The organism is Enterococcus sp. CR-Ec1 (genome assembly GCF_002850555.1).
In the GTDB taxonomy this organism is placed as follows: Bacteria; Bacillota; Bacilli; order Lactobacillales; family Enterococcaceae; genus Enterococcus_D; species Enterococcus_D entomosocium.
Window position 1 is genome coordinate 3,020,484 of the sequence record NZ_CP025223.1, and the last position, 14,962, is coordinate 3,035,445.

A 14,962-nucleotide genomic window follows, 5' to 3' on the forward strand; every position below is an offset into this window, starting at 1 on the left:
TTATTCTTTTGTTTTCTTTGATTGTCGGCGAAATACCACCAATCCACCTACTAGCAAACACAGTAATCCTGCAATCGAGCCCCATTTTGCTGGCTCTAAAAAGCTTTGGATCCTTGAGGTCTGATTCGTTGCCGTCGTTCCTGATAGCTGAAACAAGAAAGCCAACGGCTGATGTTCAAAACGAAGAATGACAAACAGGAGTGTCATCAAAAGAAATTGATGTACCAGACTCCCTTTGCTTTGTGTGGCATACTTGGCTAAACTCTGCTGTTCAATTGCTTCCGGTTTTGCCGCCAAATACTGTTTCGTGAGCCATTGATTCAATCCCGCATTAAAGAAGCTAATGACAAATAAACTTATTGGAATCAGTGTGTCGCTGCTGAACAGAAGAACACCTGCCATCAGCCCAAGTAAATATGTTGGTACCAGCTGTTTTTCTAAACGATGAGCGAGTTTTCCTCCGAGAAACATGGCACCAAAAAGGCCCAGTGCATATGGTAAGTAAACGTGCGTGCTTAGCGCTTGTGCCCCAAATCGACCGGTAACATAGACCGAGCCGAAAAGAAAAAGAAAGTTACCGATCACTCCCCGAATAAAGGTGAGGATGTTCAAGTGAAGCGGCTGTCTCCACGACTTACTGCGTTTCGTTAAAGTGATCAGTAGCAAAGCAAAGAGAAACAAGAAACCAGTGATCGCCCACTCAAAGAGGGCATTCGACTTGATCAGCCTGGCGGCTCGCAAGCCAAACAGTAAGAGAAAGAAAAAGAAATACAACAAAAATTGCTTATTGAATAACTGGTTGCGCTGCATCAGCGGTCTTTTTGGGAGGTTTTTGAAGGTTTGACTACTCTTAGCCGCCAGCATAAAGAGTGCAAGATAACTGCCAAATAGACCAATGCCTTGAAGGTCATCAGGCAACCGTAAGGCAAACAATAAAACGAAAAGAAAGAACAGCGCCTCCTTCCAATCATTTTTCAGCGGCTGTTCAGTGAGCTTGGCTTTTTGGCGTACCATCAGGTCAGCTGGCGGCAACCAAGAAGCACTGATCCCCAACAAACCAGCAGCTGGCAAGAGTGCAGCGCTCCACCAAGTGCTCAAGATACCTACCAATGCGCCGGCGCCGCCGATCAAGACACTGGCTGCTAACAATGATGGTGCAAAAAGCGCCGTAAGCGTCTGTAAGAAAAAGACCCCTGTCATGCGAAAGGTATAAAAGAGCGCAAAGGCTAATGCTGCACTTAGCGACTGCTCTTTGCTCAAAGATAAGAAATAAAGATACGGGATGATCGTGATCGTATTGCTGATGATCAAAAGTGCGGTATGGGATTTTAAAACTTTCATCGTCCGACTCCTTGCCTTGATTTAAAGTTCCATCTTTCTTCTATCCTACACTTTCAAGCAATCCTGTCAACTTGCGTGCCAAATTTAAGCAAAAAGAAACCAAGTGTATTGTCAAAAGACTGACACTTCGTTTCTTTTTCTTATTGCGATTTTCGGCTAGAAGCCAGTAGACTGAATCGTTTGCTTAATTGCCTGAATTTCTTCATACAACCCTTGAAACTCTTTTGCAAGCTCACTCATGATGTCTGCGCTCATCAAAAGATCTTCCGCATGACTTAATAGTAAGGACATCCAAACTTTGTCCCCTTGAGCTTCTTGTTGAACTAACTTCCGATGTGCCAAATGGGCTTCATGATAGTGTTCTTTTCCTTTTTCGATTGCTTGCAGTGCAGCCAGATTCTGGGCTTCTCTTCCTTTTTGAATACTTTCAAAAAAGCAACTTCTTGCCATACCCGCTTGCGAGATAATCTGAAAACAAATTTGTTCTTTTTCTTCCATTCTACTCTCCTATTAGTTCAAGTGCTTGTTCCAATGCTTTTTTTCCATCCATCATGCCATAGGTGCGCATGTCGATACTGGCTGCTGGACAAGCAACTAAGCCTTGGACTTCATTTAATCGGTAAGAAACTTGCGGTCCTAACAGTACGCAATCAGCATCTTTTGCTGCAGTCGTGACCGATTCAATGGAGAACGCATCGATCGCCACCGCTTCTCCTTTTTCTTGCGCTGCTTTCTTCATATTATTTACTAAGACGCCAGTAGACATGCCGCCAGCGCAAACTAACACTATTTTTTTCATCATTTTTCCTCCATTTTCTCGTTATTTGTTACTCAACGACTGCCGCTTGGGTTTGCAGATTCTTTTCTTCAGCTAGTGCTGCTTTGTCTTGCAGACGCATAAAAGGGATGTAGATGATGATACATAAGACAAATTGGATCAATTGTGCAATGATCCCTTGCCAGCCATTCACTAAGAAGCCACCGAAAATAATCGGAAATCCAGTTGGGATATTGACTCCATTGTGGTAAGGCAAAAAGCCGACAATTGTTAAGAGATATGCTGACAACACGGAAACAGCCGGTGTTAACATCAAGGGAAGCAGCATTCTGATATTCATCACCTGAGGAATCCCAAATTTGATTGGCTCAGAAATACCAAACATGGAAGGGATCAATCCAATTTTACCAACAGCTTTTAGTTGCTCTGATTTGCAGCCAAAAATAGCCAGTAAAGCGACTGCAAATGAACGAGCCCCGCGATTGTTCAAAATAAACCCAATCGTAAACAGATGTGGTAATGCTTGGCCGGCACTGTACGCCGCCAGATTATCAAGCCCTGGTTGGTAAAAGACCAACATCAAGATCGGATAAACAGCCAACACTCCGTGAATGCCAAAGAACCAAAGAAATTCGATAAACGCCACAATGATCATACAAGCAAAAATATTCGCTCCTAATAAGGTCAATGGAGCTTGTACCCAAGTATAGATCATATCTGTCAGTGTGCCGTAAGGAGTTGCCGCCATACCCACGTAAATGATGCCCATAATGGCTGAAACAATAATTGCTGGCACGATCGCTGCAAAGGATTTGTTGACGATCGGCGGTACCGAATCCGGCATTTTGATCATCAAATTCTTCTGTACACATAAAATGTAAATTCTGGCACCCAACAATCCGCCAAACATGGCGACAAACATCCCACCGGAGCCAAGGGTCGACAACTCCATCGTACGGGTTTCTTCTAAAGTCGAAATCGGACTCAAGATCAAAAATGATACCAAACTCATGATACCGGCATTTAGTTGATCCGCATTTAAATGCTCGGCTAATTTATAGCCAACTAGAAAGGCGACATAAACGGAAACGACATCGATCGTCATCGCGTTGACTTGGGTTAATAATGCTTTCAAACCAATTTGTTCCATTATCTGTTGCGTTGCCCCAATGTCGATCGCATTGATCAAGGAGGCAATGGAACTGATCATCATGACGGGCATTAAGCCCATCATTGCATTGGCAATGGCTTTCATATAAATATTGTTTTGTACTTGAACGGCTGCAGCTAGTATTTTATCTTTCAGTGTATTCATAAGGTCCTCCTTCACTTAATCCCGCAAGTATTTATCTTTAAGTAGCTGGATTTTCTGCTGTGAAAAACCCAGTTCTTCTTTTACATACGTTTCAATCCCCCCATGAGCCTCAATCAAATCCAAAGCGGTTTGTAAAAAACACCGATCAGCTTCTTTGAAGTATCGCATTGCTGCCACAAAATCGGGGTTGTTCGTTTCTTCTTGTATCTGCTTGAGACTCTTGGTATTTTTCTCCCTTTTGTACTCGTTGGTCAGCAGGTAATCTTCCATGACCTCTTCATAACTGACACCCAGCAGTAACTGAATCAGGGCAACCCCATACCCGGTGCGGTCTTTGCCACCACGACAGTGCTGAACCACTGCACCTTCAGCTTCCAAATGAATGGCCAATACTTCTTTAAAAACGGTCTTGCATTGACTGTTTTCAACAAATTCATAATTTTGCCGAATCATCAATTCTTTTGCAACTTCGGCGGTGATTTTTTCTGCAGAAAGCGCCATTGGCTCCCCTTCTTCTGAAGAAGCTAAAGCAGCAATATCAGCAATTGGCGTCAAATAAAGTATCTGAGCATTCCCAATGGGTTTGTCTTCATTGTCTGCTCTTTCTTGGGCATTGCGGTAGTCAATAATTTTCTCAATTCCCAGAGCTGCTAATTTTTTCTGATCAGCTTCTGTCAATTTGCTCAATTCGTCTGAGCGGTATAGTTTTCCAGTCACTACGTATTTGCCCTCTTTGGTCCGATAGCCGCCAAAATCGCGAAAATTATACGCACCTTCTAAGGTTACTTTTTCATTTGTCATACACTACTCCTTTAAATAATTAATGAACGTCATAAAGTCCGTTGTCGCAGCTAGTTTGTTTACTTTATCCAACGAAGAACATTGTTTGATCAAATGATCATTCAGCGGTTTCACTTTTAAGTGATCTTGTTCAGCAATCACTAATAAGAAAACGAGACGAACCGTCTGTTTGTACCAGAACACTGGCTTTTTCAAGTTTGCAACGGCAATCACCGTTTCTGCACCAATCAGCGCATTGGGATGAGGGAAAGCGACTGACGGTAAGAAATCGGTTCCAAAAAAGGCTTCTCGTTCAAAAACCAACGTTTCAAAATTCTCAGGCATTGAATACTGTTCTTTGATTTGTTGGCATAAAAAATGCAACACCGCTTCTTTTGTTTCAAATTCTTGTTCACAGATGAATAACGATTCCTTAAAGTAGTTCAAAAGCACTTCTTCTGTGAAGACAGCGGCCAATGCGGCTTCGATCTTTTTGATCATATCCGGTTGCATAAAATAATCAACACTCATAACAGGAATCGTTCCTTCGTAAGGAAGTGGAATCGAAGAAAAGATAAAATCGAACTCCTGCTCTTCGATCATTTGCAAAAATTCATATTGATTGCATACCGTGACTTTCTTGATATAATTGCGAAAATAAAACTCAAATTTCTCTTTAAGGAAGGTATTGGCCGCTCGGCCTAGGTCATTGACCACTAAAATATACTTGCGCTGTGTTTGCGAATTTTTCTTATTTAAAGCCACATCAAAGTGCATCGCCAAATAGCTGAGTTCATGATCACTGATGGTCTTTTCAAATTGCTTTGCAATGACTTGACCGGCAATGATGGCTAAATCATAAGCGACATTACAGTGTACCTTCACCTCATTCAACAAAGGATTTTTCAGCTCGATCCCCAATTCGATCCGATCGATCAGCGGAGCAAAGTGCAACATCAACATCGTTTGCAGATCCAAGTCTTTGCTGAAATCGATTTGGCGGCTTTCCTTGATCGCTTTTAAAATTTTGCTGACCAATTCTGCTGCTTCATCTGAAACAGTCATCTTTTCATTTCTAGGGACTACTCGTTTGCCAACGATTTGCCCTAAAACATAATTTCGCTCGTATTCGGTAAAATGTACAGCACACTCTTTTTCAATTCTGGCGATGATTCGCTCTCCTAGTAATGTCTGCTCATCATTGGTCCTGCCGCTGATCGGTAGGTTTCGATCTAAGTAGCGGCCGCTTTGCATGCGTAAGACAGCGATCGCTAAATGATTCACCAGATTGTTCAAAATAGCCTCCGACATGGGGTAGGCTTTTTGCGAAAACTCCGTCGAAACGATCGCTTTTATCTGCTGGTGAAGAAGCGACGGTGTATCTTCGCTGATTGTGCCCTCTTCTAACTGCTTGATATGGGTTCTTTGCAAATAATTACTAGCCATAAACCGTCTCAAGTCAAATTCGCTACCGCTAAGTTTCATTCCGTAATACGGCTTCGTTTGAATGGAGAGCTGGTAATGGCTTAGTATCCGTCGCAGCTTTTTCAATTCTTGAGATAGCTTACTCTGAGAAATGAATAAGCGTTCGCAAAGCATTTCGGATTTAATATACGTTTCTTCTTGAATAAAGAATTCAATAATTCTAGAAACAAAGTCGTCATTGTGGGACGCTTGTTCTTTCCTTCGCTGAAAAGCTTCTTCGTTCGTTATTTGTAAATACAACCCACTCCCTTTTTTCGCTTGAATCATACAACCGTATCGTTCTTGATGCTGGTTGATTTCTTCTGCATAACGGCGAACGGTTTTTCTGCTAACACCCAACTCGGCAGCAGCCGCTTTACTCGTCATAAAACCGTCATGCTCCGAAAGTGTTCTTAACAACAATAGGCTTAATTTTTCCATCTCTCTCTCCCTCGCTTACTAGTTTAGAGTCAAACCCAAGCAACCTCCATAGGTATATCTTCCCTTTCATTAAGGGAAATTTCTACAAGAAGTTGCTTGCCTTGTGCTTTGCTTCTTATCAAAAAAACGAATGGTCGTGACTTTCACTTTGTTGTTGCCACATATGACCGACCAATTTGTTTGAGTTTTCTTCTCCACAAAAAAAGACATGATCTTCACTCAATGAAGGTCATGTCTTTTTTATTTAGCGAACCTCGCTGATTTTCTCTACCGACTGTCGCACTTTTAATTGATGGGGACTAATTTTTCGATGGCTCGTTTCTGCTTGATTGGTGATGATGTCTGCTAGTAATTCAGCTGCTTCATAACCGATTCGTTCCATATCTTGGGCAACGGTTGTTAATTCAGGCGTTACGTAGCTAGCCAAAATAATATCATCGAACCCGATGACCGAAATATCTTCAGGAACCCGCAAGCCCATGTCTTTGATTCCTCGTATCGCTCCGATTGCCATAATATCACTAGCACAGAACAGTGCAGTGATTTCTTGATTGTTTTCTAACAGATTTTTACAAATCAAATAGGCAATTTCTTCTTCATAGTTGGCGTACTGGATATACGACTCATTCACTAACAAGCCATGCGCTGCCAAAGAAGCGCGGTAGCCTTTTTCTCTAAGTTCACTGACATTGGCATCACGACTCCCGTTGATCATGCCAATTTGTCGATGATTATTGGCAATCAAAAAATCCACAGCTTCTTGCGCCGCTTTTTCATTGTCAATCGAAACCAAGCCGATCTTAGGATTGTCGATTTCCATATCAATCAGAACTGTCGGCAAAGAGGTTTGCTGTACTTCCTGGTAGTAAGGATCGGTGGTTTTTAACCCTTGGATCACTACACCAGTGATATTGTGCTCATTGCAGAACTGACTAAACGTCTTTTGCTTTTGTTTCTCAGTACTTGTCCCATAAAAGACAAACTCAAAATCTGACTGATCCGTATAACGATAGACCCCATTCAACACTTCCAAAGGCATCGTTGATTTTCGGTTGAAATTCAACTCATTTAAAATCAAGGCGATGGTTTGTTGTTTCTTCGAAGACAGTGTCCTTGCTGCCATGTTTGGGGAATAGTCTAATTCTTTCGCTATTTTTAAAATTTCTTGCTTGGTTTGTTGGTTGATATCACTATACCCGTTAAAAACTTTGGATACAGTCGCTATTGATACACCGGCTGCCTTTGCCACATCGCGAATCGTTGTTCGCATTTGCTATCTCTCCTTTATCCAAATACCACCATCAGTCTTCGTAGCGAGCAATTGGGTTGTCTCCGCTAACTGACAGTCAATATCGCGATCCTTTAAACTGATTTTAACAGGTTCTCCTTGATAAAAGAGCGTAAATTTTAGTTCTTTTATTTTCTGTGGCAAATGATTCGCTAATCGCAGGCCTTGATCGTAATACAACCCTGCAAAACCGTAAATCAAGCTCAGCCAACTTCCCCCCATATTTGCTGCGTGAATGCCATCGACAACATTTTTTTGGAGATCCGTTAAATCCATCAAAGCCGTATCCATAAAATAACGATAGGCTTTTTCAGAATCCCCAATTCGACTCGCCATCACGCTAAAAATAGAACGAGACAAGGAGGAATCATGCGTCGTCACTTGTTCGTAATAGTCATAATCTTTTTTTAATTGCTCAAGACTGAAGTCTCCTGTATAGAGCATTTGGGCTAAAACCGTATCGGCTTGCTTACAGACTTGATGTTTGTAGATGACCATTGGATGATAATGCAGCAGGAGAGGATACTTTTCAGCAGGTGTAGTTTCAAATGGCCAGACTGCTTGTTCTAAGAATCCATCGTCTTGCTTCGTAATCCCTCGCTGTTCATCGTAACCAAAGTACATTAAGTCGGCTGCTTGCTGCCAAGCACTAATTGTTTCTTGGTATTTACCATACCGCTGTGCTAACTCAATGGCATAATATAGATTATTTTGAACCATTTTATTCGTATAAAAATTATTATTAACAAGGGCACTGTACTCATCAGGTCCAGTCACTCCATTGATGCAAAAGGCAAGTTTGCCCTCTTTTTCTACTAGATCGCCATAGCTCAACCAGAATTTCGCCGTTTCAAAAACAACTTCACTGCCAACCGTTTCGATGAATGCCTGGTCGCCAGTCACTCGTTCATACAATTGGAATGCATAAACGATATCCGCATTGATATGGACTTGGGCAGTTCCCGCTGGATAATAAGCACTCGTCTCATTTCCATCAATTGTTCGCCAAGCAAACAAAGCACCCTCTTGGCTTAGCTCCTGCGCCCGTTGTTTGGCTTGCGGCAAGATCTTCCCGCGATAGGAAAGCAATGCCTTGGCTATTTCAGGGTTCGTGAAAATAAAAAATGGCAACAGATACATTTCCGTATCCCAGAAGTAATGCCCTTCATATCCCTCGCCAGTCAATCCTTTGGCTGCGAAATTTGTTCTGCCGTCTCGCCCCGCACCTTGATTCAAATGAAACAAATTGAACCGAATGCCTTTTTGAAGAACTGGATCTCCTTCGATTTGGATATCACTTGCCGCCCAAAATTGCTGATAACTTTGTTGCTGCTCTTGCAAGAGAACTTCAAAATCGGCTAACTCTTGGTTAAAAGGTGTTTCGTGATTTTGATTATCTTCAAGTAGTTTCATTTGGAAAACCGTCGTAAGCGTTTCCTCTGCTTGTACTTGCTTTTCGCCATTGATCACTCGAATTGCTATACTTCGTTGACTATTTTCAGCAGTCCAAATCGCATAATCCTGATAATCAGCTTTTCGTAAGTGATGTGCTTTACTAGCAACCCGAGGATCATCTGTTTGAACAATTGCTGCTTTTTGTTCTAACGGATGTGTTATGGAAATTGGCTCTGAGAAATTGGTGTTCTTAATTTGATACTGACAGACGTAAAGTTCACTTCGTGTCACAGAGGCAAACGACTGCATCACCAATTCAAAAGTTTTACCTAGTGGCGTTACTACTTTATAGGATTCATCCAACACGCCTTTTTCCAAATCCAAAGTCATTTGTATAGGCTTTACTTGCCATTCTGAAGCACTAGAGTCCTCGTCACCAATCTGTAAACGTACGCCTCTTAGATTCGGCAGCTTGATGATCGTCTGATGCTCTTTGGCATAGCCGTATGCCCATTCACCATATTGGATCGTCTCACTATCAAAAAAACCATTAACAAAGGAGCCTGGGTTTCCCTCGTAAAGCTCATTGACTTTTAAGGGGTGACCTGCACGCACGCCAATTTGACCATTGCCAACTGCAAACAATGTTTCTAAGTATTCAGGGGTTTGATGAGAAAGTTCCTGTGCTCTTACTTTAAATGAATCATTTTTCGCCATCCATTCGCACTCCTTGTAAGAAATATTTGTTGAACAGCAAGTAAATGATCACAATGGGAATGATCGTGATCACACTTGCCGCCATCGTCTGATCCCATCGTACACCACCATTTCGACTTTGGAAAGTCTGCAACCCTAGAGTCAAAGTATATTTACTTGGCGTGGTCAAATAGAGCATTGGTTTCATGAATTCATTCCAAAAGCCCATAAAAATAAAGACAGCTTGTGTTGCGATGGATGGTTTTGCTAATGGCATCACGATACGAAAGAATGTTTGAAATCTGCCGAGACCATCGATTGCCGCAGCTTCTTCCACATCTTTTGGAAAAGATAAAAAGAATTGACGCATCATAAAGATATTCCCGATGTTGATCGCAGCTGGTAAAATCAATGCTGAAAAACTATCTAACATTCCTAGATTCATCAAGATTAAGTAATTTGGAATCAACAAAACCTGAGCTGGCACCATCATCAATGCCAAAAACCCATAGTAAATTCGTTCACGCCCCGGAAAATTTAATCTTGCTAAGGCATAACCTGCCATCGTATTTAATAAAATATTGATGGTCGTTCCAATAACGGATATAATCACGGAGTTTAGAAACCAGCGCATAAACAAAGAAGAGCGCCCCAAGACATATCGAAAATTGTCTAAAGTAAACTCATTGGGGATCAAACTCATATCCCCAGAAACAATTTCTCTATAGGGTTTGAAAGATGCAGCAATTGCCCAGACAAAAGGATAAAAGGTCAGTACTGCATAAAGAATCAAGATCGTATAAAGCAAGATCTTTAAAATTTTTGTTTTCTCTTTTCCTCTCACGGACGTTACCCTCTTTCTTTGTTCAATTTTTCTGCTAAAAGTGACGTGATAAAGATAATAATTGCTAAAACGATCGCTAATGCTGCCGCATACCCCATCGTGTTCATTTGTCCAAAGGCGTATTGGTAAATCATTAGTGACAAGGTCAGAGTCGAATTGTTGGGTCCCCCTGATCCGTTCGAGAAGATATACGCCTGGTCAAACATCTGAAAGGTACCAATGATCCCCGTCAGCAGTACATAGGTAGTGATTGGGCGTAGATAAGGAATCGTGATATACCGTAATTTATCCACGGTTGTCGCACCATCGATCTCTGCTGCTTCGTACAAAGAATGAGGCAGATCAACTAAAGAAGCCAAATAGATCGTCATATAATAAGGCACGGTCGACCAGATATTCATTACCATAATCACTTTCAACGCATAGGCCGGTTCTTGTAAAAAATTGATTGGTTCTGAGTAAAATCCTAAATTCATAAATAAGTCATTGACTGGACCGTAAATATTAAAAATAAACATAAAGATGATCGTCAATGCTGAACTAGAAGTTAAAGTTGGCAAAAAATAAACCATCCGAAACAGTTTCTTCCCCTTGATTCCTTTGCTGCTTAAAATATACGCGATAATCAAAGCAAAAATCGTTTGTAACGGAACGACGACCAAGGCAAACGTGGCCGTATTTCTAAGAGCGATTCGCGCTTTTTGATCGGTGAAGATACGTAAATAGTTTTCTATCCCTTTAAAAGAAAATGTATTGGTAAACAAATTGACGTCGTTGAAAGATAGATAAAAAGCAAAGAGAACAGCTAAGACGAAAAAGATTCCTACGACAATGATTGCTGGAGCCAGAAAGAGCCAAGCTTGTCGGATTTCTTGCCATTGGCTTTTTGTATAGTTAGTTTTTTTTCGTTCCATCATGTTGTCACCTTTCCCAAAAGAAAAGAGAGAGGAGTTCCTCTCCCTCGTTCAAATTCAGACTAATTTGCTGTAATATCTGCGTTCGCTTGTTCATCAGCAGCTTCCATTGCTTCTTCAAAGGTCATGTTTCCATTTAAAGCATTCGGTAAAAAGTTTTGATAGGCTTTGTTGATCGTATCTAAAGTGGTGCCCTTTTGCCAAATCGTTGCATAATCCCAAGCCTCTAGGTGAACATTCAAGTCACTGTTTTCTGTGATTTTGGCCGCATCTGCTACATCTTGACGACTAGGTAATGTCCCGGTTCCTTCAACCCATGCTTGCATACCGCTTTGACCAGTAGCGTGTTGAATCCATTTATCTGCCAAGGCACTTTTTTCGGTCCCAACATATTTTCCCCAACCGACAGAAAACATCATTGACCCTTCCGTTCCTTTATACGTTGGCATTTCTTTTACAACAAAAGGAATATCAGGAAATTCTGTCTTAAGTGTCTCATACACCCAGTTTCCTTCATCCATGATCGCAATTTTTCCAGAACCAAAAGCTTCGCCGTTCCAACCTGTTCCGATATCTTGCGGTGTAACAGCTGCTTTCGTATCGACCAACTCTTTTAAAATCGAAAGATTATCAACTACTGCTGGATCAGCCAAATTAGCCGTCCCATCTTCATTGATTGGTTGAGCATTTTCCCGCGTTGCAAGATGATAGTTGCGAGCCATATCTTGGTTATAGCTCATGGCAAAAACATTTCCGTCACCATACGCCTCATTGATTTTTTCTTGGAACGACGGCAGCCACTCAACATACGCTTCAAGTGTGTCTGGCACTTCATCGATCGACACACCCGCTTCTTCAAAAATCGCTGTATTGAAATAGAGTGCTAAAGTTGACATATCTTTGGGAACAGCCTGCAGTTGTCCATCCGAAGTCGTAAAAGCATCGATCAAGCTATCATAAAACTGCTCACTTTCAAAATTAGCCGGATCCAGCTCTGCAAGTGTGCCATTCTCTGAGAACCATGGGAACATATAGGCATCCACGTAAAAGACATCTGGTGCCGTTCTACCAGCCATGTCAGCTTGAATTTGGGTATTATAATCGGTATATACTTTCTTTTCAACTGTTGCACCCGTTGCTTCTTCAAAAGATTGGATCATCTCATCCAACGATTTTTCTTCTGCCTCGTTGCCACCCCAAACACCGATCGTTAACGAATCCCCCGTGAAATCCGTCTGATCTGTCGAACTACTGGTGTCTTCGTTTCCCCCACAAGCTGCCAGCACCACTGCTCCAGACAATAGAAGCCCTGTTCCTACTACTTTTTTCCATCCAGTCATTTTATTTCCCCCTAAAAAGTGATTTTGATTTGTTCTTCAAGCAGATAAACCTTATCAAAAGCGATAAACTCAATCGCTTGCTCCCCATGGTTGGTGACCGTAAAACCTTCCTGTGTGACCTCAATCTTTAATGGCTGTTGGTGCCACATAATACCAAATTCAAGTGCTTCCCAAGCCTTTGGTAAATGTGGTTCGATTCTTAACTGGCCGTCTAAACAACGGATACCACCATAGCCGAAGACCGTCATTTGCCAAATACCGCCGAGTGATGCTGCATGAATCCCTTCATTGGAAGACAGCATATTTTCTCCCATATCAATGTTGATTGCTTGTTGAAACAAATCATAAGAAAGTGCTACTTCCCCTAAATCAGCAGCGAGGATGGCATGTGTCGATAAGGATAAGGAAGAATCATGCAACGTTTTCGGCTCATAGTAATCCCAATTCAACCGTTTCTCTTCTTTTGGAAAAAGGTTCTCAAATAAGAACAAGAGCAAAAGAACATCCGCTTGTTTCGAAACTTGCATCTCGTTGACTTGTTCTAAGTTATACTCATGGAACAGTGTGCCTACTTGCGAATCATTTTTATATTTCGTGAGATCGATCTCTTTTTTCGTCAAATAGGTATCATCTTGCGGGATGATTCCCGCTTCATTCGGTTGCGGTAAATAAATAGCAGCTACTTTTGCTTGCCATTCTTGATAAGCTTCATTTAATGGTAATTTTTCAGCTAGTTTCGCAAATTGTTCTGGCTGGTTCTTTTTCAACTCTTCATACAATGAAATGGCTAATTGAATGTTCCAGTGCGCAGTATGATTCGTGAAAGCATTGTTATCGACATGCTCCTTATATTCATCTGGTCCGACTACGTCTAAAATTTCAAAGCGCTGGTTTTCTTCGGACCACTCTAAACGACTCGCCCAGAAGATCGCCGTATCAAAAATCACTTCATAACCTTTTTCCCATGCAAATTGTTGATCATTCGTTACATCAATAAATTGTTTGATGCCGTAGGTGACATCACTGGTAATATGCTGTTCAATAAATCCTGACCAAATTTTCGTTGGTAAGCCCGTAAGGATATCCGCAGCGCCCCAAACTGGCGTAGTCTCACCATCTTCAGGCCAAGCAGCTTCCCACGGAAATTGGGCGCCTTGATAGCCGTTCTCAGTAGCTTTTTTATGGGCACCAGCCAAACCTAAATAGCGATAAGTCACTAATTTTTTGGCGATTTCTGGGTGTGTGAAGGTAAAATATGGCAGCATGAAAATCTCTGTATCCCAAAAGGTATGTCCTTTGTACCCTTCCCCAGATAGGCCTTTGGCACCTATGTTCATGCGTTCGTCATGGGCTGGTGTCATCACATGTAGATGATATTTTGCAAAATGAATCGCTAATTGATCTAGTGTGTTCTCTGTCTTGATTTTGATTGGAAAGACGGACCAGACTTCTTTGTCCCATGCCGCTGCTGAAGCTTTTGCTAATTCCTGATAGCCGTTTTTGCGAATCTCTTTCAGCTCTTCAAGGGCAATCTTCTTCAAATCTTGTGGTGCCTTTCCTAAATGCTCTTTATCGATCGTGGTATAAACAGAAGAAAACTTCTCAAGCTTCAACGTCTCATTAGGTGCCAAGGTTTGCCAGTAACGATTGTAGATTTTCCGTCTTCCCATCTCGATCCGCTTCTTGGTTCCATCATAGCAATCTTCTGTTTTTTCTAGATTATGTGCTGTCGAAAGAACAAAGGCGATCTTAGATTGAGTGGTCTTTGGCATCATTTGTAAGAAACGATTTTCTGTTAATGATTTGTCACCTTCAGTAAAATGCTGTGAGCCGCTATTTGTCTTTTGTCCGTCAATACCAGAAATAATTTCCAACGTGACTTCTTTTCCTAAATTTTCGACCAGCACTTGTTGCGCAAACACATGCTTTTGGGCAAAGGAAACACATCGCTTAAAGGTCAGTTCGACATTAATCTGACCATGTTTCCATTGAAAGGAGCGCGTGAGTTCCCCAGTTCTCAAATTTAAGACACGTGAATAGTTTGAATATTTGCCTTTTGATAAATCTAATCGTTCGCCATCAAAAAGGAGCTCCATTCCAATCATATCCGGCACATTAGGAAGCTCAGTCACTTCATTTTCGTCGAATTTATTAAAGGTTCCTGCAACAAAAAGATTACGCGTTTCGCCAACATATTTCTCTTCTGTCACAGAGCGCATCCCCAGATACCCGTTGCCCAAACACATGATGGCTTCTGCTTTGCCTAACCATTTTGTATCAAAGGTCTTTTCCGTAATTTTCCAAGGGTCTTCTTTTAAATACTGCATCGCTGTCTCCATTTTTTCCTCCTATTTCTTCAGAAAACG

12 protein-coding genes are annotated in these 14,962 nt (G+C 41.6%); all 12 read right to left on the reverse strand.

The genetic code is table 11. The features are described from left to right. Positions 1-1,341 carry a hypothetical protein gene (locus CXM95_RS14420; protein ID WP_086297968.1) on the reverse strand — a complete coding sequence of 447 codons (1,341 nt, stop codon included), beginning with the start codon at positions 1,339-1,341 and terminating at the stop codon, positions 1-3. A gap of 156 nt (positions 1,342-1,497) precedes the next feature. Then, positions 1,498-1,839, reverse strand: coding sequence for a PTS lactose/cellobiose transporter subunit IIA (locus CXM95_RS14425; protein WP_005234093.1), 342 nt, complete (start codon positions 1,837-1,839; stop codon positions 1,498-1,500). Position 1,840: 1 nt separating this feature from the next. Then, the gene (locus CXM95_RS14430) at positions 1,841-2,140 is read right to left on the reverse strand and encodes a PTS sugar transporter subunit IIB (RefSeq protein ID WP_034872120.1); all 300 of its coding nucleotides are present in this window, start codon (positions 2,138-2,140) and stop codon (positions 1,841-1,843) included. 28 nt (positions 2,141-2,168) lie between these two features. Continuing rightward, complete coding sequence (locus CXM95_RS14435; RefSeq protein ID WP_034872121.1) at positions 2,169-3,434, reverse strand: PTS sugar transporter subunit IIC; 1,266 nt, start codon at positions 3,432-3,434, stop codon at positions 2,169-2,171. 15 nt (positions 3,435-3,449) lie between these two features. After that, positions 3,450-4,235, reverse strand: coding sequence for a tyrosine-protein phosphatase (locus tag CXM95_RS14440; protein ID WP_008380628.1), 786 nt, complete (start codon positions 4,233-4,235; stop codon positions 3,450-3,452). A gap of 3 nt (positions 4,236-4,238) precedes the next feature. After that, entirely contained in the window at positions 4,239-6,119 is a 1,881-nt protein-coding gene (locus CXM95_RS14445; protein ID WP_086297971.1) for a BglG family transcription antiterminator, read from the reverse strand. Positions 6,120-6,363: 244 nt separating this feature from the next. Next, positions 6,364-7,389 (reverse strand): LacI family DNA-binding transcriptional regulator, encoded by a 1,026-nt coding sequence (locus CXM95_RS14450; protein WP_005234088.1) that lies wholly within the window; start codon positions 7,387-7,389, stop codon positions 6,364-6,366. 3 nt (positions 7,390-7,392) lie between these two features. After that, entirely contained in the window at positions 7,393-9,519 is a 2,127-nt protein-coding gene (locus tag CXM95_RS14455) for a glycoside hydrolase family 65 protein (protein ID WP_101699315.1), read from the reverse strand. After that, positions 9,506-10,342: a carbohydrate ABC transporter permease gene (locus CXM95_RS14460; RefSeq protein WP_016612747.1), complete on the reverse strand. Its 837-nt coding sequence runs from the start codon at positions 10,340-10,342 to the stop codon at positions 9,506-9,508. Before CXM95_RS14460 ends, CXM95_RS14455 begins: the two co-directional genes overlap by 14 nt. A gap of 5 nt (positions 10,343-10,347) precedes the next feature. After that, positions 10,348-11,256, reverse strand: coding sequence for a carbohydrate ABC transporter permease (locus CXM95_RS14465; RefSeq protein ID WP_008380619.1), 909 nt, complete (start codon positions 11,254-11,256; stop codon positions 10,348-10,350). 62 nt (positions 11,257-11,318) lie between these two features. After that, positions 11,319-12,596 carry a sugar ABC transporter substrate-binding protein gene (locus tag CXM95_RS14470; protein ID WP_005234084.1) on the reverse strand — a complete coding sequence of 426 codons (1,278 nt, stop codon included), beginning with the start codon at positions 12,594-12,596 and terminating at the stop codon, positions 11,319-11,321. Positions 12,597-12,607: 11 nt separating this feature from the next. Next, positions 12,608-14,935: a glycoside hydrolase family 65 protein gene (locus CXM95_RS14475; RefSeq protein ID WP_086297981.1), complete on the reverse strand. Its 2,328-nt coding sequence runs from the start codon at positions 14,933-14,935 to the stop codon at positions 12,608-12,610. Positions 14,936-14,962 lie beyond the last annotated feature (27 nt).

Coding starts and splice junctions, on each gene's coding strand:
- CXM95_RS14420 (WP_086297968.1), bottom strand. CDS start 1,341: ATGAAAGTTTTAAAATCCCATACCGCACTTTTGATCATCAGCAATACG.
- CXM95_RS14425 (WP_005234093.1), bottom strand. CDS start 1,839: ATGGAAGAAAAAGAACAAATTTGTTTTCAGATTATCTCGCAAGCGGGT.
- CXM95_RS14430 (WP_034872120.1), bottom strand. CDS start 2,140: ATGAAAAAAATAGTGTTAGTTTGCGCTGGCGGCATGTCTACTGGCGTC.
- CXM95_RS14435 (WP_034872121.1), bottom strand. CDS start 3,434: ATGAATACACTGAAAGATAAAATACTAGCTGCAGCCGTTCAAGTACAA.
- CXM95_RS14440 (WP_008380628.1), bottom strand. CDS start 4,235: ATGACAAATGAAAAAGTAACCTTAGAAGGTGCGTATAATTTTCGCGAT.
- CXM95_RS14445 (WP_086297971.1), bottom strand. CDS start 6,119: ATGGAAAAATTAAGCCTATTGTTGTTAAGAACACTTTCGGAGCATGAC.
- CXM95_RS14450 (WP_005234088.1), bottom strand. CDS start 7,389: ATGCGAACAACGATTCGCGATGTGGCAAAGGCAGCCGGTGTATCAATA.
- CXM95_RS14455 (WP_101699315.1), bottom strand. CDS start 9,519: ATGGCGAAAAATGATTCATTTAAAGTAAGAGCACAGGAACTTTCTCAT.
- CXM95_RS14465 (WP_008380619.1), bottom strand. CDS start 11,256: ATGGAACGAAAAAAAACTAACTATACAAAAAGCCAATGGCAAGAAATC.
- CXM95_RS14470 (WP_005234084.1), bottom strand. CDS start 12,596: ATGACTGGATGGAAAAAAGTAGTAGGAACAGGGCTTCTATTGTCTGGA.
- CXM95_RS14475 (WP_086297981.1), bottom strand. CDS start 14,935: ATGGAGACAGCGATGCAGTATTTAAAAGAAGACCCTTGGAAAATTACG.